This is a genomic window from Vibrio sp. 10N.222.55.C7 (assembly GCF_041473335.1).
Lineage (GTDB): Bacteria > Pseudomonadota > Gammaproteobacteria > Enterobacterales > Vibrionaceae > Vibrio > Vibrio crassostreae_C.
The window spans coordinates 1-17,247 of the sequence record NZ_JBFRSC010000045.1 but is presented as its reverse complement, the minus strand read 5'-3'; the positions used below and the strand labels follow the sequence as shown (position 1 = coordinate 17,247).

Here is a 17,247-nt window from a genome sequence, read left to right as displayed (position 1 = left end):
AAATCTATGCAAAGGATCTCGTTCATTGTGCTGTAACAGAGATAAAAGAGACAAACTGCCCACGGCCAATAAGCGCTCTTTGATCGATAAAAGCGGATTCTTCGTACATATAAGTCCGTTAGTGAGCATGCTCGAAGATAACAATAAATGAGAAGAAGAGAAGATATGAAGGACATGACCCTTTCTAAACAAGATATCCAAACAATGGACCCGCGCCACCGCATTCGTTTGGTTAACTCCCTATCTGGATTTAAAAGCGCCAACCTAATTGGTACTTGTGATAAACAGGGGCTTGAAAACCTTGCGATAGTGAGCTCTGTCATTCACCTAGGGTCTGATCCCGCGCTGCTTGGTTTTATTGTTCGCCCAGATAAAAGCCGACGTCATACGCTAGAAAACATCCTAGAAACTAAGTACTTCACCGTTAACAGCATTGGTGCTGACTTTGTTAAAAAGGCCCATCAAACCTCGGCTCGCTACCCTAAACCAGTCTCAGAATTCAACGCGGTCGGCTTAACGGCCTATTATGACGACACATTCCCCGCTCCCTTCGTCTTGGAGAGCAGTTTAAAGATAGAGTTAGCGTTCAAAGAACAGATAACAATCGAAAGCAATCAAACGCAAATGTTGATCGGTGAAGTTATAACGATTCACGCACCCAAACGCGCCGTGATGCCGGATGGCTACCTTGATTTAGAAGCGTTGGATTTGGTCACGGTATCAGGGCTTGATAGCTACCACGTAACTCAAAGACTGCACCGATTAAGCTATGCAAAACCACAACAGCCACTCTTTCCACTCACTCGTGAAGGTAACCCAACTTCATGGGAAGCTTTCGAACTCAATCTAAACTAATTTTGTTCGGCAATTTGCTATCAAAAGTGCTAACGTCCTTTAATTCCAAGAGATGCATCTCACACAGGCGCATCTCACTGAGCACACTATTGATTCTTACGTCTGTTTCCAAGGACCCTTTTGAAGTTAACTCACTTTAAATACAAAACGCGCGAAGGCCCAGACTACCGACATGGCGATCAGGTGTCATTCATGGACATCAAACAAACCTTCGGTACGGGCAGCATTCGTGTGGGTGCTTGGGTGACGAAAGAAGAAAAAGAGTTGGCCGCAAATCTGATATTCGATTCGCTAGCCGACTTGGCTTACATCTTGGCTTTGCCACCAGAAGCGATTGGCCTTCGCGGCACATTAGGCTTAGCGTTCGGCAGTGGCGGCAGAAAAGGCTTAGCGTTCGGCAGTGGCGGCAGAAAAGGCGTACAAGCACACTATGCCCCGAACCAACGAGAATTAGCCCTCGCGAAGAATGCCGGAGCTGGCGCGCTCGCTCACGAGTTTTGGCATGCATTTGACCACTATATCGCTGAGAAAGCGTTTGAAATCGGCGATACCTCTGGCCCTCGCAAGCAGATCCTGTTCGCCAGCGACTGTTGGTTGCACGATAGAACGGTGCGACCTCATCCATTAAACGAAAGTTTGATGTCTCTGTTTGATGCCACACTGCTTAGCGACAATAACTTGGACAAACACGATTATGTGGCTCGCAGTGTGATTGCCGACAAAGCGATGTCTGCCCGTTACTTCTCACTACCCACAGAGATGATGGCGCGCGCTTTTGAATCCGTGATTGAATCGTGTTCCGATATCAAGAACGCTTATCTAGTGGATGGCACAACCAAGCCTGATATGTACCCCGTGTATCCTGATATGGCGCACCGAGAACAGATATACCAAGCCCTGCAAGGTTACTTCGCACCATTAGGCCGATCTTTGAGTAAATAGCATTTTGAGTCAGTAACTCTCTGCATATTTACAATGAATGACATGTACCATAAGTTGATCATGTGTAAGCTCTGATATAACATGTACAACAAGCGGAACATGTAGAATAGTTAATTCATGAATGATTAACTATTCTGTGTATATAGAAAGATTAAACATATCCAAAAACAACAGGGTAAATAAGTGATGAATATTGTTTCTTTTACTGAGGCCAGAAATAGCCTTAAGTCTGTGCTCGATAGAGTGGTAGACGATTCTGATGTTACGGTAATAACCAGACGAGATTCAGAAGATGCAGTGGTCATGTCTCTTGATCATTTTAATTCAATGCAAGAAACCTTGTACCTAATGAGCTCGCCTAAAAACGCTGAAAGATTGGCTGAATCTATTGCTCAACTCGAAGCCGGAAATACAACCGTTCGAGAATTGAATAATGACGAATGATCGAAAGATTGTATTTACAGATAATGCTTGGGAAGATTACCTATACTGGCAAACCCAAGACAAGAAAACGCTCAAGAAACTAAATAAGTTGATTGAAGCCGCCAAAAGAACGCCCTTTGAAGGGATTGGAAAGCCGGAGCCACTAGTCGGCAACCTGTCTAGCTTTTGGTCAAGACGAATCGATGACAAGAATCGATTAGTGTATAAAGCAGATGACGATAACTTTTACATAATTGCTTGTCGTCACCACTATTAAAAGCAGTAAGCAGCACATAGAAAGAGCAGTAATGATCAGTTGGCCATCTTTGGTAAAACTCGACGGTGACGATGAGCTTATTTACGTCGCGTCAGAACAAGATTTTCAGGCAGAATGCTCAGACATGATCTTGGGTGAAGATGATTACCTCATCGATTCTGAAGGTGACAGTTACGCACTTCAATCGAACTCAAATCAACTGTCGCTAGCGAAACGAACTGAGCAGTATTCAGTAGAAAGCGTGACTAAGCTGATACGAAATCATGAGTTCCAGAAAGCCGAAGTGTGCCTGATGAAGATCCACTTCCTGACGATTGAAGAAGCGATTCAGTCTTTGGCTTTTGAGCCACGTTAATAGTTCATTTAAAAGCTAATAAACGAAACCTGTTAAAACAAAAACAGCGCCAATTTAGGCGCTGTTTTTCGTTGTTGTCTTGGCTATTTCAAAAAAAGAGTTAATACATTAAGCGATAAAAATCTGAGCCAGTGCATAACCTAAGCAACATGCGCCGACCACACCAATTAAACCAACCGACATGAATGAGTGGTTGAAGTACCACTTACCAATCTTGGTAGTGCCAGACACATCGAAGTTAACTGTTGCGATGTCTGATGGGTAGTTCGGGATGAAGAAGTAGCCGTAAACCGCTGGCATCAAGCCGATAAGCAGTGCTGGATCTAATCCTAAGCCAAGGCCAACCGGTAGCATCATACGTGCAGTTGCTGCTTGAGAGTTCACCACAACCGATACGATGAATAGCGCTAGTGCGAACGTCCATGGGTAGTTAGTCACCATTTCCACGATGCCAGACTTGAACTGAGGCATTGCGTATTGGAAGTAGGTATCCGACATCCAAGCGATACCGAAGATCGCAATCGCCGCCACCATTCCCGATTTGAATACCACACCGTTTGGCACATCTCGCGGGTCAGTTTTAGTCGCCAGCAAAATGATACCGCCGAAGCAGAGCATCATCATTTGGATGATCACCGACATCTTGATTGGCTTGTCGCCGTCTACGATAGTTCTGATCTCAGGCACCATCGCCACGATAACAATCACGACAATCGACAATAGGAAAATCAATACCGCATTGCGAGCCGAAGTAGGCAGTACTTCATCCAAAGACGTTGCTGTGGTGCTTTCGATACGCTTTTTCCACTCAGGATCTTTTAGACGCGCTTGGTATTCAGGATCATCGTTCAGCTCTTTACCGCGTTTCAAGCTATACAAAGAAAGTAAGAACGTACCAAACAACGTTGCAGGCACCGTCACCATCAAAATAGAAAGCAGAGTAATAGAATGTTGAATATCAGAAAGCTGCGCGAGGTAATACACCACAGCAGCTGAAATTGGCGAGGCAGTAATAGCCAGTTGAGACGCTACAGACGCCGCCGCCATTGGGCGCTCAGGACGAATCCCGTTTTTCAATGCCACATCACCGATGATAGGCATGATGGAATACACCGCGTGGCCAGTACCCAATAGGAAAGTCATCGAATAAGTCACAAACGGGGCTATCAAGGTGACGCGTTTCGGGTTCTTTCTCAGCACCCTTTCCGCCACTTGCAGCATGTATTTTAAGCCACCAGCCGCTTCGAGTATCGAAGCACAAGTAACAACGGCGAGGATGATCAACATTACGGTGACAGGTGGAGACGTTGGTGGCATCTTGAAGACAAACACCTCGATTACCAAACCAATACCAGAAACAACACCTAAGCCAATACCGCCATACCGAGACCCGATATAAAGGACGACTAATAAAAATAGAAACTCAAAATACAACATAAGCAACCCTGCTAAAAATGTGGACTAATGTTATTTTCTCCCTAAGCTCAGCCATTTACTTATTGCTTGGTCACACTATGATTGCAGGCTCCCGTTAATTGTTTTTTATAAGATTATGGTCACGCTAACACGCCTGTAAGTTTATGAAATGTAATAAGAAGCCAGGCACAAGACCTAGATTTGTTATGTGGGATAATCACAATTGTTTCTATTAGATCTGGATGGCCTATAAAACACAAGGCTCATAACTGAACGATATTATTTCAACCACAATCAATCACATTTAAAGTCATGCAGAAGCATATTGCCGAGCCGATTGGATATATTCTTACTGAACGTTGACTCGCCTATCACTAGACACTATGTCAAAATACCCGCCCTCACGACGACAACACAGAAAGAACCACGTATATGAATTTTCAAGCTGCTATTTTTGATATGGATGGACTGCTGCTCGACACCGAGCGACTTTGTATGCAGGTATTTGAAGAAGCATGTCACGCGCAAGGTGTTCCGTTTTTGCAGGATGTTTACCTAGGCATCATTGGCTGTAACGCAAAAACCATCGAACAGATTTTTCGAAACGGTTACGGTGAAGGGCTAGATTACCCAGCGCTGAATAATGAATGGCGCACCCGCTACAGTGCAATTGTTAAAAACCAAGCAATCCCAGTAAAAGATGGCGTGATTGAACTGCTTGAATGGCTAAAATCGAATGACATTCCAATCGCGGTGGCGACCTCCACTCAGCTTGATATCGCGAAGAAGAAGCTTGAGCTGGCTGGCCTAGATTCTTACTTCACTTCATTAAGCACAGGCTGCGAAGTGACTCACGGCAAGCCTCACCCAGAGATTTACTTGCTGGCGGCTGAACGCCTAGGTGTTGCGCCTGAAACCTGCCTAGCGTTCGAAGATTCGAACAACGGAATTCGCGCTTCTATGGCAGCCAACATGATCAGCTTCCAGATCCCTGATTTAGTAGAGCCATGTGACGAAGTGAAAGCGCTTGGACACACGATCAGCCCATCGCTGCATCATGTATTGGCGCAGCTGCAACAAGCCGCAGCTTAAAAGCCAATACAACAAATAAAGACCAATATTAAGCCGACTCACAGAGTCGGTTTTTTTGTTGATATACTTTGTATAAAAGATAAAAACTCGCGCTTGAAACTGTTACAGTCGATGTGAATAAATGCTAGATAATAAGCAACATCATTAACGGAGACAGAGACGCGTGAAGGAAAAGTTTGAAGACCAACTGCTTGAGTTTGCACAGCAAGAAATGACACAAGATGCAGCACACGACATCAGCCATATTAAGCGTGTCGTCAAAACCGCAAAAGCTTTGTGCGATCAAGAACAAGCTAAGCTTGAAGTCGTATTACCTGCTGCTTATCTTCATGATTGCTTCACCTTTCCTAAGAACCACCCAGACAGGGCCCAAAGCTCAACAATGGCAGCAGATAAGGCGATCTCTTTCCTCAAATCTATCGACTATCCCGCGTCCTATCTTGATGAGATCCATCATGCCATTGTCACGCACAGCTACAGCGCCAACATCACACCTGAAACCTTAGAAGCTCAGATCGTCCAAGATGCGGATCGCCTTGATTCTCTCGGTGCAATTGGTATCGCTCGCTGTTTGTATGTGGGTCAGAGCTTTAACGCCGAGCTGTATAACCACGAAGACCCGTTCGCTGAACATCGTGACTTGGATGACAAGCATTACAGCGTCGACCACTTCTACGTGAAGCTGTTTAAGCTAGCAGAAACCATGAATACAGAATCAGCCAAGTTAGAAGCCAACAAGCGCACCGATTACATGCGTGGCTTTCTTGAGCAGTTGGGCACGGAAGTTTAGCGGTTTAGAAAAAGAGACACGCGATAAGGAAGAGACAAGGATATGGAAATAAACCGCTTTAAAGCCTCCGATGCCAATGAGATCGTCACTTGGTTCACATCACTCGAAGACTATGTACTGTGGGGCGGACGAACCTTTGGTTGGCCGTTAGAAGCCGCCTCCATCATCGAACGCTCTCAAGAGCCACATGTCGAGCTCTATACCTTTTCTGCACCTAAGTCATACTCTGAACCGAACGCCGATTCAAACGCCAGGGACTTGCTTGGCTTTATGGAATTTCAACGCATGTCAGACAACGAACTTCGTTTCTGCCGAGTTGCGATTCACCCAAACCTTCGAGGCAAAGGGTTAGGACAATCGATGCTTGAAACGGCCTTAGAGGCTGCGAAAGAAATACCGAATGTCACCACCATCACCTTAGCCGTATTCAAGCAAAACCACGGCGCAAAACGCTGCTACGACAAAGCGGGCTTTGAGGTGGTCGACAAAGAGCCGAGCGTGAAAGAGTTCAATGGTAAAATATGGCCCTTGTATCAAATGGAATTAAAGCTCAGCTAGCGTGTTTTACTCGGCTTGATCGTTTTAATTAACAGACTTACTTTAGTTAACAGAATCGTTTTAATTGCCAGATTCGACCCCATATCATTAAGCATTGGCTACACAGATGTAATTTGGAACCTTCAATGACCCAAGAAAAATTCGACACTATTTATCAACGTGCAGCCCACCGTAAAGGCGGAGCGGCCGAGCTCGAAAAGATTGTTCGTGCGCCCCTTTCACAAGCTGAGCTATCACAAATCACAGACGATCGTTGGCTAGCCGCCTTTACCGAAAAAGTATTCCAGTGTGGGATTTCATGGAATGTGGTGAGAAAGAAGTGGCCGCAATTTGAAGAAGTGTTCTTTGAATTCAATATCGAAAAAATGCTGATGCTGCCGAACGAGATGTGGGAACAGAAAGCACAAGACCCGCGTATTATTCGTCACCTTACTAAGGTGATGACCATCCCTGCCAATGCCACCATGATTCACAACGCCAAGCGTGAGGCCGATTCGTTCTCGCAAATGGTTGCCGACTGGCCATCAGAACGCATCACCGAACTTTGGGATTATCTGAAGAAACACGGCAAGCGACTGGGCGGTAACACTGGCGCTTACACCTTACGCCAAATGGGCAAAGATACCTTCATCTTGTCATCGGACGTTGAAGCGCATTTGCGCAGTACCGATGTGGTGGATAGCGGTCGTAACACCAAGCGAGCACAAGTCGCGGCGAGTAAGGCTTTCAACGAATGGCAGCAGCAATCAGGTCGTAGCCTCAGCGAAATCAGCCAGATCGTGGCATACAGCTGTGGCGACAACCGCGTCTAGTTCAAGAAGAATGGCTTAAAGCTTTAGATTGCACACAGTTCCCTGCAAACTAAATGTTATAAGTCATTAACAAATAAGCGTGCATCGCACTTTCATCCAGTGGCATTGTATAGATAAATGTATACAATATAGAGTAATACTCATGAATTATTCTCGACCAAGCCAACTCGACTAAACAAGGGTCCTTATCTCTATGACAGTTCTCAAAAACTCTGTCTCCAAAGGTGTAAAAACGAAAGTAACAGGCCAGACTCAAGACGATGTTGTTTACTGCCATATCTTCGATGCGATACTAGAACAAAGGCTGCCACCAGCCACCAAATTAAGCGAAGAAGCATTAGCAGAAATCTTTGGTGTTAGCCGTACTATTATTCGTCGTGCCTTGCTGCGCCTATCTTTAGAACAAGTTGTGGTGATCCGTCCTAACCGAGGTGCCGTGATTGCAGCACCCACAGTAGACGAAGCCAAACAGATATTTAAAGCACGCGAAGTGATGGAAATTGCTATCACAGAGCTAGCGGTTAAAAACGCGACCAAAGCTCAAATCGAAGAGTGTAGAAAACTGGTCGCGAAAGAGAACTGCGCCTTCGACCAAGGTGACTATGGTTCTGGCTTACGTTTGTCTGGTGAGTTCCACATCAAACTGGCTGAAATGGCTGAGAACGCGCCACTGCTGGCTTTTCAACGCAGCTTGGTATCGCAAACTTCTCTGCTTATTGCCCAGTACGAAACCGGCAGCCACTCAAACTGCTCTCTAGATGAGCATGAAGGATTGCTTGATGCGATAGAGTCTGGAGATGAAGAGCAAGCCGTTGACCTAATGCGAGAGCATTTAAGCCACATTCGCTCTAAGCTAAACCTAGACAGCAGCACCGCATCGAGCGACCTGCATGTTGTGTTCTCAGATCTGCTTAAGAACAAGTCATAATCGCTTCTATAAGCTATTAATGACTAACTGCTAATAGTTTCTTGTTGGCAACTATCAGTTAACAACTTTTTGTTAACAAGACGGGAGAGAAGTAAGCCTCTGCGATTACTTCTCTTTTTTATACCCTCCACATAATGATAGACGCGAAGATCGACTCATTTCACCTCAAAACACTCTCGTTTCTGAGCAGAATAGTGCTCTTAGCCTCTATAACATTTACTCCCTAAAGCCAAAATTATTGTCTTTATTTTGTATACATAGCCATTAATTCATTCACACCACAAAACTCAACACTTCCAATTTAAATCCCAATAAAACAAACAACTACATCCAAAATTAAATTGTACACAATTCACCAAAGTGCAATGTTGTTGCATTTTTGTAAATAAATAGTTGACCACAGGGTCAGGATGGATAATTATTGACCTAGAAGTCAAAAAGAATACACATGGAAATATGTCGATATACAAGGAGGTCTCTTGATTACTTTTTTGCTCAATCAGGAAATAAGACGTGAAGACAATCTGTCGCCAAATATGACAGTGCTCAACTACCTTCGTACCAAGATAAATAAGACGGGTACAAAAGAAGGTTGTGGGTCGGGCGACTGTGGTGCATGTACGGTAGTTCTGGGTGAAGTGGTTGATGGACAACTGCAATACCGCTCGGTGAACTCTTGCCTTACGTTCGTTTCAGCGCTGCATGGCAAACAACTGATCACGGTAGAAGATCTGCAAAACCGAGATAAGTCATTGCACCCAGTCCAGAAGGCAGTAGTTGATTTTCACGGTTCACAGTGTGGTTACTGCACGCCGGGCTTCATCATGTCGATGTTTGCACTAGGCAAAAACAAACCCGATGCGAGCAAAGAAGACGTAATGGAATCACTGGCGGGTAACCTATGTCGTTGTACAGGCTACCGACCAATTGTTGATGCTGCGATGTCGCTTTCAACAGACCAACCTTTGATCGACCAGTTCGCTGAGCTTGAACGCAACACCATCAAGAAGCTAGAAAGTATTCAAGACACCGAGGCCAACTTACGCCTTGGTCACCTCACCGCTTTTTCCCCGAAAAGCACTGATGAGCTGGCCAAGCTTTTTCAAGCCCACCCGAACGCTATGCTGGTTGCTGGCGGTACGGATTTAGCACTGGAAGTGACACAATTCCATCGCGAGATTGAAACACTGATCAGCGTAAACCTTGTTGAAGACATGAAGGTATGCGAAGAGACCGACACCGATTTAATCATTGGTGCCAACCTACCTATCAGCGATTCTTACTCACTACTGAAAAAACACTACCCAGATTTTGGGGAACTATTGCACCGCTTTGCTTCACTTCAAGTTCGTAACCAAGGCACCATCGGTGGCAATGTTGCCAACGCTTCACCTATCGGTGATACCCCTCCTCTACTGATTGCCCTGAACGCGAAGATCAAACTTCGTTGTGGTGATGAGTCACGCACCATGCCGATTGAAGATTACTTCATCAGCTACAAAGTGACAGCGCAAAAAGAGAGTGAGTTCATTGAACAGATCATCATTCCTAAGCCAACCAACGACAGCTTCCGAGCTTACAAACTGTCTAAACGTTTAGACGATGATATCTCTGCAGTGTGTGGTGCGTTTGATATTCAAATCGAAGACGGCAAGGTTTCTTACGCTCGTATCGCCTTTGGCGGTATGGCTGCAACACCTAAGCGCGCGGCGCGTTGTGAAAATACGTTATTAGGCAAACCGTGGACAGACGCTAATATTAAGTTAGCGATGCAGGAACTGTATAACGACTTTGAGCCGCTCTCTGATTTCCGTGCAAGCCAAGAATACCGTTCATTGTCGGCGGCCAACATGCTGCGTCGCTACTTCATTGAACAACAGAACAAAAACAACCAAATCGAAACAAGGGTAACGTCTTATGTCTAAATCAAATTCCTCTGTTCACAAGAGCAATGCGATGACCCACGAAGAGATGGTTACCATTGCAAAACAAGACCTAAAAACTGGCGTAGGTAAAAGCGTAAAACACGACAGTGCAGCCAAGCAAGTCACGGGCGAAGCGGTATACATTGATGACCGCCTAGAGTTCCCAAATCAACTGCATGTCTACGCTCGCCTGAGCACGCAAGCACACGCCAACATCACCAAAATAGACCTGTCACCATGTTACGAATTCGAAGGTGTGGCAATTGCCATTCAAGCCAAAGACGTACCGGGTGAGCTGGATATCGGTGCGATTCTTCCGGGTGACCCACTGCTTGCAGACGGCAAAGTTGAATACTACGGCCAACCCGTGATTGCTGTGGCAGCCAACGATTTAGAAACGGCACGCAAAGCCGCACATGCAGCCATTATTGAATACGAAGAGCTACCTGCGATTCTTGATGTGAAAGAAGCGCTAGACAAAGAGCACTTCGTCACAGAAAGCCACACTCAACAACGTGGCGACTCTAAAGCTGCACTGGCAAAAGCAAAACACGTGATCTCTGGCGACCTAGAGATCGGCGGACAAGAACACTTCTACCTAGAAACTCAAATCAGTAGCGTGATGCCAACCGAAGACGGCGGCATGATCGTTTACACCTCGACACAAAACCCGACCGAAGTTCAAAAACTGGTTGCGGAAGTGATTGGCGTACCGATGCACAAAGTCGTGATTGATATGCGTCGTATGGGCGGTGGTTTCGGTGGTAAAGAGACTCAAGCGGCCTCTCCAGCATGTATGGCTGCGGTTATAGCCCACCTTACAGGCCGACCTACCAAAATGCGTCTGCTGCGTAACGAAGACATGCAGCAAACCGGTAAACGCCACCCGTTTTACAATCAATACACGGTCGGTTTTGACGACAATGGTGTGATTCAAGGTGCCGACATTACCGTTGCAGGTAACTGTGGTTACTCGCCAGACTTATCAAGTTCTATCGTCGATCGTGCGATGTTCCACTCAGACAACGCTTATTACTTAGGCGATGCAACTGTGGTCGGTCACCGATGTAAAACCAACACCGCATCGAATACCGCTTACCGTGGCTTTGGTGGCCCGCAAGGCATGATGACCATCGAGCACATCATGGACGAGATTGCGCGTTACCTGAAAAAAGATCCTTTGGAAGTACGTAAGGCGAACTACTACGGCGAAGAAGGCCGTAACGTAACCCATTACTACCAAACCGTTGAAGACAACTTTTTACCTGAGATAACCGAACAGCTTGAGCGCAGCAGTGACTATCACGCACGTCGTAAAGAAATCGCTGAGTTCAACAAGCAGAGCCCTATCTTGAAGAAAGGCCTTGCTATCACACCCGTGAAATTCGGCATCTCGTTTACTGCGACTTTCTTGAACCAAGCAGGTGCGCTCATCCATATCTACACCGATGGCAGTATTCATTTGAATCACGGTGGTACGGAAATGGGGCAAGGCTTGAACATCAAAGTGGCACAAATCGTTGCACAGGAGTTCCAAGTCGATGTCGAACGTATCCAGATCACCGCTACAAACACAGACAAAGTTCCGAACACATCACCAACCGCAGCCTCATCGGGCACCGACCTCAACGGTAAGGCCGCGCAAAACGCCGCAATGACCATTAAGCAGCGCCTGATTGACTTCGCTTCTTCGCACTTCAAAGTGTGGCCTGAAGAGGTGGTGTTTAAGAACGGCATGGTGCAGATTCGCGACGAGATCATGACCTTCAACTCATTTGTTGAACTGGCTTGGTTTAACCAAATCTCGCTATCGAGCACTGGCTTCTATCGCACTCCGAAGATCTATTACGATCACGAGAAGGCGCGTGGTCGTCCATTCTACTACTACGCATACGGAGCATCTTGTTCAGAGGTTATCGTCGATACCCTAACCGGTGAAAACAAGATTCTACGTGTCGATATTTTGCATGACGTGGGCGCTTCATTGAACCCAGCAATTGATATCGGCCAAGTCGAAGGTGGCTTTGTGCAAGGTGTCGGTTGGTTAACGACGGAAGAGTTGGTTTGGAACCAGCAAGGCCGCTTGATGACCAATGGTCCTGCGAGTTACAAGATCCCGGCGATTGCTGATATGCCAATTGATTTTAGAACGCATCTTTTAGAAAACCGTAACAACCCAGAAGACACCGTCTTCAACTCGAAAGCTGTGGGTGAACCGCCTTTCATGTTGGGTATGTCGGTATGGAGCGCACTGAAAGACGCAATCAGCTATGTCGCCGTCGATGGCGCGATTCCTAAGCTCAACACACCTGCAACGCCAGAACGTATTCTGATGGCGATTCAGGAAGTCACTGAAACGGCTCCGACTTCGGTCGATGCTCAATCAGAAACGGCTTAGGACTCATATCGTTCGTTTAGCTTGGGAAGCATAAAAAGGGATTTAGGAGGACATATGTTTAAGGATAATTGGATTCACGAACTGGCAAAACTGGAAGAGAACTACGAACCGTGTGTGATGGTGACGGTGCTCGAAGACAGAGGTTCCGTTCCACGCGATGCGGGCACCAAAATGCTTATCACTCGTGACCGAATCATCGCTACGATTGGTGGTGGCCACCTTGAACATGTGGCCACTAAAATGGCGCGTGAGATGCTGATTGCCAGCGAGAAATCACTCAAAGTAGAACGCTTCAACCTAGGTGCTCGCTTAGGCCAGTGTTGTGGCGGAATGGCAACGTTAAGCTTTGAGCCGATTGGCACTCAGCAGAACCATCTTGTGCTGTTCGGCGCAGGCCATGTTGCCAAAGCGCTGCTGCACATTGTCGCAACCCTGCCCTTCCGCGTGACCTGGATTGATGAACGTGAAGAAGTGTTCCCTGAAACGCTACCACAGGGTGTGAAAAAGCTTGTCTCAGACGATCCAGTCGGTGAAGTGAAACACATGCCACCGAACAGCTACTACCTAGTGATGACGCACAACCACCAGCTCGATTTCGATTTAACCAAAGCGATTATCGACCGTGAAGACAGCCGTTACTTCGGCATGATTGGCTCGCTTACTAAGCGCAAGAAGTTCGACTTCCGCTTAGAGCAACGCGGCTATAGCCAAGAACAAATTGAAACCATGCTTTGCCCGATTGGTATTAGTGCGGTGAATGGCAAACATCCTGCGGAAATCGCAGTATCGGTTGCCGGTGAACTGATCGCACACTATCAAGGCCAAGCACTTGAACAAAAGCGCCCAACCAAACAATATCGAAATCAGGATTTGACCGATCAACACAGTCAACCAAGCGACGTAAGCGAACCACCATTGGAAGAGAAGATCGCCTAATAAAAGTCGCAAAGCTTCAGTGGCCATAACGTCGCTGAAGTCATTAAAAGGAAGTAAACATGACAACGCAACGCAAAGCTTATCGCGCCAGCATTTTACACAGCGTCGCCGACCCAAAAGACGTCGGTATCGATGAGTCTTACGACTATTTTGAAGACGGTGTTTTAGTGGTTGAGAATGGCCACATCGTCGACTTAGGCCATGCCGATGACGTATTGGCGCGTCAGCCTAAAACACTCGAAGTAAAAGAATACAAAGACAAGCTGATCACCTCTGGTTTTATTGATACGCACATCCACTACCCTCAAACGGGGATGATCGCGTCTTACGGTGAGCAGCTTCTTGATTGGTTAGAGAACTACACCTTCCCAGAAGAAAAACGTTTCAAAAACCCAGTCTACGCACACAAAGTGGCAAAGCTATTTCTAGACGAACTGGCGAGCAACGGTACCACAACAGCTCTTGTATTCGGCACGGTACACAAAGAGTCAGTGAACGTGTTCTTTGAAGAAGCTGAGAAACGTAACCTACGTATGATCGCAGGTAAGGTTTTAATGGATCGCAATGCACCCGATTACCTCACCGACACTCCAGAATCTGGCTATGAAGATTCAAAAGAACTCATCGAGAAATGGCATAACCGAGGTCGCTTACACTACGCAGTAACACCACGTTTTGCACCAACCAGTACGCCAGAACAGTTGGCGACGGTTGGGAAATTACTCGAAGAGTATCCAGACGTATACATGCACACCCACCTTTCTGAAAACGAGAAAGAGATTGAATGGGTAAAAGAACTGTTCCCAGAGCGCGACAGCTATTTGGATGTGTATGACCACTATGGCCTACTGCACAAACGTTCGGTTTTCGCCCATGGCATTCACTTGTCTGATTGCGAATGTAAGCGCCTAGCCGACACGGAATCTGCCATTGCTTTCTGCCCGACCTCTAACCTGTTCTTAGGCTCAGGTTTATTCCGATTACCAGAAATGGAAGAGCACGGCATTCGTGTTGGTATGGGGACTGATGTCGGCGCAGGCACTAGCTTCTCAATCCTACAAACCATGAGTGAAGCCTATAAGATCATGCAGCTTCAACATAAGAAATTGCACCCAGCTAAGTCGCTATTCTTAGCCACATTAGGTGGTGCACGTTCACTGCATTTAGAAGACAAGATTGGCAACTTGGAAGTAGGAAAAGAAGCCGATTTCGTGGTGTTGGACTTACACGCCACACAATTGATGCGCTTTAGAATGGAACAAGCGACCAAGCTTGAAGAGAAGCTATTTGTATTGATGAGCCTGGGTGACGACAGAACCGTCAGCGAGACTTACATCTACGGCGAGAAAGCCTACGATGTGAATTTCAAAGATTATCAAAAGCTCGTTAGCTAGACTGAAAACCGAGTAACAATCGCTAGACAGCGACAGCCGTCGTTAATTAAAAATCCGTCCAGATTTATCTAGCCTTGAAAGACCAGTTGCTGATGCCACTGGTCTTTTTTGTGCTTCATTCAAAGAAATATAAATTAACCGTTCACAAACAACGATCTTCGGTGACGCCAAGTCATTATATTGATAGGTTAATGTTTATACATATCGACTTCATACTTCACTTTAGCGTCTCTCTAAAACATTCGTTTCTCAGCTAAATGGAAGCACTCAATCTAGAAAGGAATTCTATGTTCGAACAGGTCGTCAGCATTCTGTTTCCCGTTTTTGCTTTAGCCAGTGCTGGCTTTGCGGTGGGTCGTTGGCTCAAGCCCGATTTCAAACCGATCAATCGCATCAACATGGATGTGTGTATTCCTGCGCTAGTGTTTGCCTCGCTGACCACCATGCCTCTCGACACCGAACAACTGCCACTCATCACCGCCTCTTTGGTCGCGGTGTTGGTGCCCGCTTTATTGATGATACCAATCTGTAAGATCTTTAAGCTCAACTTCAAAGCTTGGGCGCCGCCACATATGTTCCGCAACAGTGGCAACCTGGCCATTCCCCTGTTCACCTATACCTTTGGTGAGAGTGCATTAGCCCCTGCGGTATTGCTGTTTGTGGTATCGGCATGCGTGCACATTAGTGTCGGTTTAGCGCTACTAAGCGAAGGTAATCCGATCAAACAGATCCTCAAGATGCCGATATTCTTAGCCGCAGCATTAGCGATGACGCTCAACCTGTCTGGCATTGCAGTATGGAATCCAATCTACGAAGCCACTTCACTGCTTGGACAAGCTGCTGTCCCAATTATGCTGTTGTCGTTGGGTTCGCAAATGGTGAACTTGAAGCTAAGCGGACTCAAAGTTGGCTTGCTGTGTACGGCTCAATCGCTGTTTACTGGTGCCATCGCCTTCGCCATCATCTACTTCTTTATCCCGCTGCCAACGCTGCACCTACAAATGATGGTGCTGTTCACCATGCTGCCACCTGCCGTGATGAACTACCTGTTCGCTGAACGGTTCAATGTCGAGCCGCCTAAAGTCGCATCTATGGTGTTGTTCGGCAACTTCCTAAGCGTGGTCACCTTGCCTATCTTGCTATCATTCGCGCTGTCTATGTCGAGTTAATTGTTTACGCACTTATCCAGTTTAAGCTCTGCCGTCACTTTAGTAAGGCGCAGAGCAATAGCGAAACAGACTAAGTAAGGACTCACATACCAGAAGAGGCTTTCTAATGGCTGCTTCACCTGCGCTTCTCTGGTTTTTATGTATTGGTTTTTCTGCATCTCATACTGACTCAGCATACCATCCACCCACACGGCATCACTTTCCACCAGCGATACACTAGGCGCAGGAACTGTAAAATCCGATGCGTTGGGTAACAAGGTGAAATCAACGTCTTTGAACGTGATCGCCGTATTCAAATACCACAAACACGCTTCATGGTGCTGAGCGTGATTATCCAAAGATGGTTGACCTGTGCAGGTATCACTTCGCAGCTTATCCAAAGAAAACTGCTGAACCGATTCTAAAATCGCCACCGCTCTGGTTTGTTCGGTTTCAACCCAATCGCCCGCTACTTTCGCACGAATCTCAGACACCGCACCCAGCATCCCGATACCCGCCAAGAACGGCCATAAATAATCCATGAGCTTCCATTTTCGTCGGCTCAAGTTGAACCCACACCAAATCGGAAGATGAAAAAGGAGCGTTAGCCCAAGCGATAGCAAAACGAAATTCAAAGAGCTAGAGAGCATGAGTTCGCTATCAAAGAAGTTCTTCATAATGAGAGACTTGCCTGTATAACAAAGAGAAATTTGATACTAAATTCGATATTTGAAAAGAGTGTAAGAGGAAAGTAAAAACTGACCAAAAAGTAGTGTAATAAACAATAGAGCGATATTCCTCCCTACACCTCTCAGATTAAACCATAAGCCAAACACAACAAAACCACCAAACCCATTAATACGACAAATATCAGATCATAAAACAATCAATCAAATCAAATATTTAACTAAATCCTTGACTAAAAATAAGATAAAGATAGAGTGCACAAATAACAACTAAATGCATAAGGAAGCATCGTTATACCAATCCGGAAAACT

At 46.1% G+C, this 17,247-nt stretch carries 17 protein-coding genes; 15 read left to right on the top strand and 2 right to left on the bottom strand.

What is annotated here, in order from left to right:
* Positions 1–165 precede the first annotated feature (165 nt).
* The 5 genes from AB4482_RS16070 (at position 166) to AB4482_RS16050 (ending at position 2,852) form a co-directional block, all read left to right on the top strand.
* Positions 166–855: a flavin reductase family protein gene (locus tag AB4482_RS16070; protein WP_372181189.1), complete on the top strand. Its 690-nt coding sequence runs from the start codon at positions 166–168 to the stop codon at positions 853–855.
* A 120-nt stretch (positions 856–975) separates the two neighbouring features.
* Positions 976–1,797 (top strand): LPD1 domain-containing protein, encoded by an 822-nt coding sequence (locus tag AB4482_RS16065; RefSeq protein WP_372181188.1) that lies wholly within the window; start codon positions 976–978, stop codon positions 1,795–1,797.
* Positions 1,798–1,983: 186 nt separating this feature from the next.
* Complete coding sequence (locus AB4482_RS16060) at positions 1,984–2,241, top strand: type II toxin-antitoxin system Phd/YefM family antitoxin (RefSeq protein WP_017061616.1); 258 nt, start codon at positions 1,984–1,986, stop codon at positions 2,239–2,241.
* On the top strand, positions 2,231–2,497 hold the full coding sequence (locus AB4482_RS16055) for a Txe/YoeB family addiction module toxin (RefSeq protein ID WP_017061615.1): 267 nt from the start codon (positions 2,231–2,233) through the stop codon (positions 2,495–2,497). The genes AB4482_RS16060 and AB4482_RS16055 overlap by 11 nt, the downstream gene beginning before the upstream one ends.
* Positions 2,498–2,528: 31 nt before the next feature.
* On the top strand, positions 2,529–2,852 hold the full coding sequence (locus tag AB4482_RS16050) for a DUF4144 domain-containing protein (protein ID WP_017071657.1): 324 nt from the start codon (positions 2,529–2,531) through the stop codon (positions 2,850–2,852).
* A gap of 108 nt (positions 2,853–2,960) precedes the next feature.
* Here AB4482_RS16050 and AB4482_RS16045 read toward each other — a convergent pair whose 3' ends face one another.
* Positions 2,961–4,289 carry an anaerobic C4-dicarboxylate transporter gene (locus tag AB4482_RS16045; RefSeq protein WP_010432780.1) on the bottom strand — a complete coding sequence of 443 codons (1,329 nt, stop codon included), beginning with the start codon at positions 4,287–4,289 and terminating at the stop codon, positions 2,961–2,963.
* 411 nt (positions 4,290–4,700) lie between these two features.
* Between AB4482_RS16045 and AB4482_RS16040 the strand changes: the two genes are divergently transcribed.
* From AB4482_RS16040 to AB4482_RS15995, 10 genes are all read left to right on the top strand, one after another.
* Positions 4,701–5,360 (top strand): HAD family hydrolase, encoded by a 660-nt coding sequence (locus AB4482_RS16040; RefSeq protein WP_372181186.1) that lies wholly within the window; start codon positions 4,701–4,703, stop codon positions 5,358–5,360.
* A 163-nt stretch (positions 5,361–5,523) separates the two neighbouring features.
* Positions 5,524–6,150, top strand: coding sequence for an HD domain-containing protein (locus tag AB4482_RS16035; RefSeq protein WP_372181185.1), 627 nt, complete (start codon positions 5,524–5,526; stop codon positions 6,148–6,150).
* Between the two features lie 42 nt (positions 6,151–6,192).
* On the top strand, positions 6,193–6,708 hold the full coding sequence (locus AB4482_RS16030) for a GNAT family N-acetyltransferase (RefSeq protein WP_372181184.1): 516 nt from the start codon (positions 6,193–6,195) through the stop codon (positions 6,706–6,708).
* 125 nt (positions 6,709–6,833) lie between these two features.
* Positions 6,834–7,520 (top strand): DNA-3-methyladenine glycosylase I, encoded by a 687-nt coding sequence (locus AB4482_RS16025; RefSeq protein ID WP_017101307.1) that lies wholly within the window; start codon positions 6,834–6,836, stop codon positions 7,518–7,520.
* 193 nt (positions 7,521–7,713) lie between these two features.
* A complete protein-coding gene (locus tag AB4482_RS16020; RefSeq protein ID WP_048669449.1) occupies positions 7,714–8,448 on the top strand; it encodes a GntR family transcriptional regulator in 735 nt (244 codons plus the stop codon).
* A 479-nt stretch (positions 8,449–8,927) separates the two neighbouring features.
* Positions 8,928–10,373 carry a xanthine dehydrogenase small subunit gene (xdhA, locus tag AB4482_RS16015; protein WP_372181183.1) on the top strand — a complete coding sequence of 482 codons (1,446 nt, stop codon included), beginning with the start codon at positions 8,928–8,930 and terminating at the stop codon, positions 10,371–10,373.
* Entirely contained in the window at positions 10,366–12,771 is a 2,406-nt protein-coding gene (gene xdhB / locus AB4482_RS16010; RefSeq protein WP_372181182.1) for a xanthine dehydrogenase molybdopterin binding subunit, read from the top strand. The genes xdhA and xdhB overlap by 8 nt, the downstream gene beginning before the upstream one ends.
* A gap of 54 nt (positions 12,772–12,825) precedes the next feature.
* The gene (xdhC, locus tag AB4482_RS16005; RefSeq protein WP_372181181.1) at positions 12,826–13,707 is read left to right on the top strand and encodes a xanthine dehydrogenase accessory protein XdhC; all 882 of its coding nucleotides are present in this window, start codon (positions 12,826–12,828) and stop codon (positions 13,705–13,707) included.
* Positions 13,708–13,766: 59 nt separating this feature from the next.
* The gene (guaD, locus tag AB4482_RS16000; protein ID WP_372181179.1) at positions 13,767–15,101 is read left to right on the top strand and encodes a guanine deaminase; all 1,335 of its coding nucleotides are present in this window, start codon (positions 13,767–13,769) and stop codon (positions 15,099–15,101) included.
* A gap of 287 nt (positions 15,102–15,388) precedes the next feature.
* Complete coding sequence (locus AB4482_RS15995; protein WP_004732869.1) at positions 15,389–16,270, top strand: AEC family transporter; 882 nt, start codon at positions 15,389–15,391, stop codon at positions 16,268–16,270.
* On the opposite strand, the gene AB4482_RS15990 is transcribed toward AB4482_RS15995, so the two are convergent.
* Positions 16,267–16,791 (bottom strand): hypothetical protein, encoded by a 525-nt coding sequence (locus tag AB4482_RS15990; protein ID WP_102320850.1) that lies wholly within the window; start codon positions 16,789–16,791, stop codon positions 16,267–16,269. The genes AB4482_RS15995 and AB4482_RS15990 overlap by 4 nt on opposite strands.
* Between the last annotated feature and the right edge of the window lie 456 nt (positions 16,792–17,247).

Bases quoted from the DNA above. Each gene is read 5' to 3' on its own strand.
- AB4482_RS16070 (WP_372181189.1), top strand. From the start codon at position 166: ATGAAGGACATGACCCTTTCTAAACAAGATATCCAAACAATGGACCCG.
- AB4482_RS16060 (WP_017061616.1), top strand. From the start codon at position 1,984: ATGAATATTGTTTCTTTTACTGAGGCCAGAAATAGCCTTAAGTCTGTG.
- AB4482_RS16055 (WP_017061615.1), top strand. From the start codon at position 2,231: ATGACGAATGATCGAAAGATTGTATTTACAGATAATGCTTGGGAAGAT.
- AB4482_RS16050 (WP_017071657.1), top strand. From the start codon at position 2,529: ATGATCAGTTGGCCATCTTTGGTAAAACTCGACGGTGACGATGAGCTT.
- AB4482_RS16045 (WP_010432780.1), bottom strand. From the start codon at position 4,289: ATGTTGTATTTTGAGTTTCTATTTTTATTAGTCGTCCTTTATATCGGG.
- AB4482_RS16040 (WP_372181186.1), top strand. From the start codon at position 4,701: ATGAATTTTCAAGCTGCTATTTTTGATATGGATGGACTGCTGCTCGAC.
- AB4482_RS16030 (WP_372181184.1), top strand. From the start codon at position 6,193: ATGGAAATAAACCGCTTTAAAGCCTCCGATGCCAATGAGATCGTCACT.
- AB4482_RS16025 (WP_017101307.1), top strand. From the start codon at position 6,834: ATGACCCAAGAAAAATTCGACACTATTTATCAACGTGCAGCCCACCGT.
- AB4482_RS16020 (WP_048669449.1), top strand. From the start codon at position 7,714: ATGACAGTTCTCAAAAACTCTGTCTCCAAAGGTGTAAAAACGAAAGTA.
- xdhB (WP_372181182.1), top strand. From the start codon at position 10,366: ATGTCTAAATCAAATTCCTCTGTTCACAAGAGCAATGCGATGACCCAC.
- xdhC (WP_372181181.1), top strand. From the start codon at position 12,826: ATGTTTAAGGATAATTGGATTCACGAACTGGCAAAACTGGAAGAGAAC.
- guaD (WP_372181179.1), top strand. From the start codon at position 13,767: ATGACAACGCAACGCAAAGCTTATCGCGCCAGCATTTTACACAGCGTC.
- AB4482_RS15995 (WP_004732869.1), top strand. From the start codon at position 15,389: ATGTTCGAACAGGTCGTCAGCATTCTGTTTCCCGTTTTTGCTTTAGCC.
- AB4482_RS15990 (WP_102320850.1), bottom strand. From the start codon at position 16,791: ATGGATTATTTATGGCCGTTCTTGGCGGGTATCGGGATGCTGGGTGCG.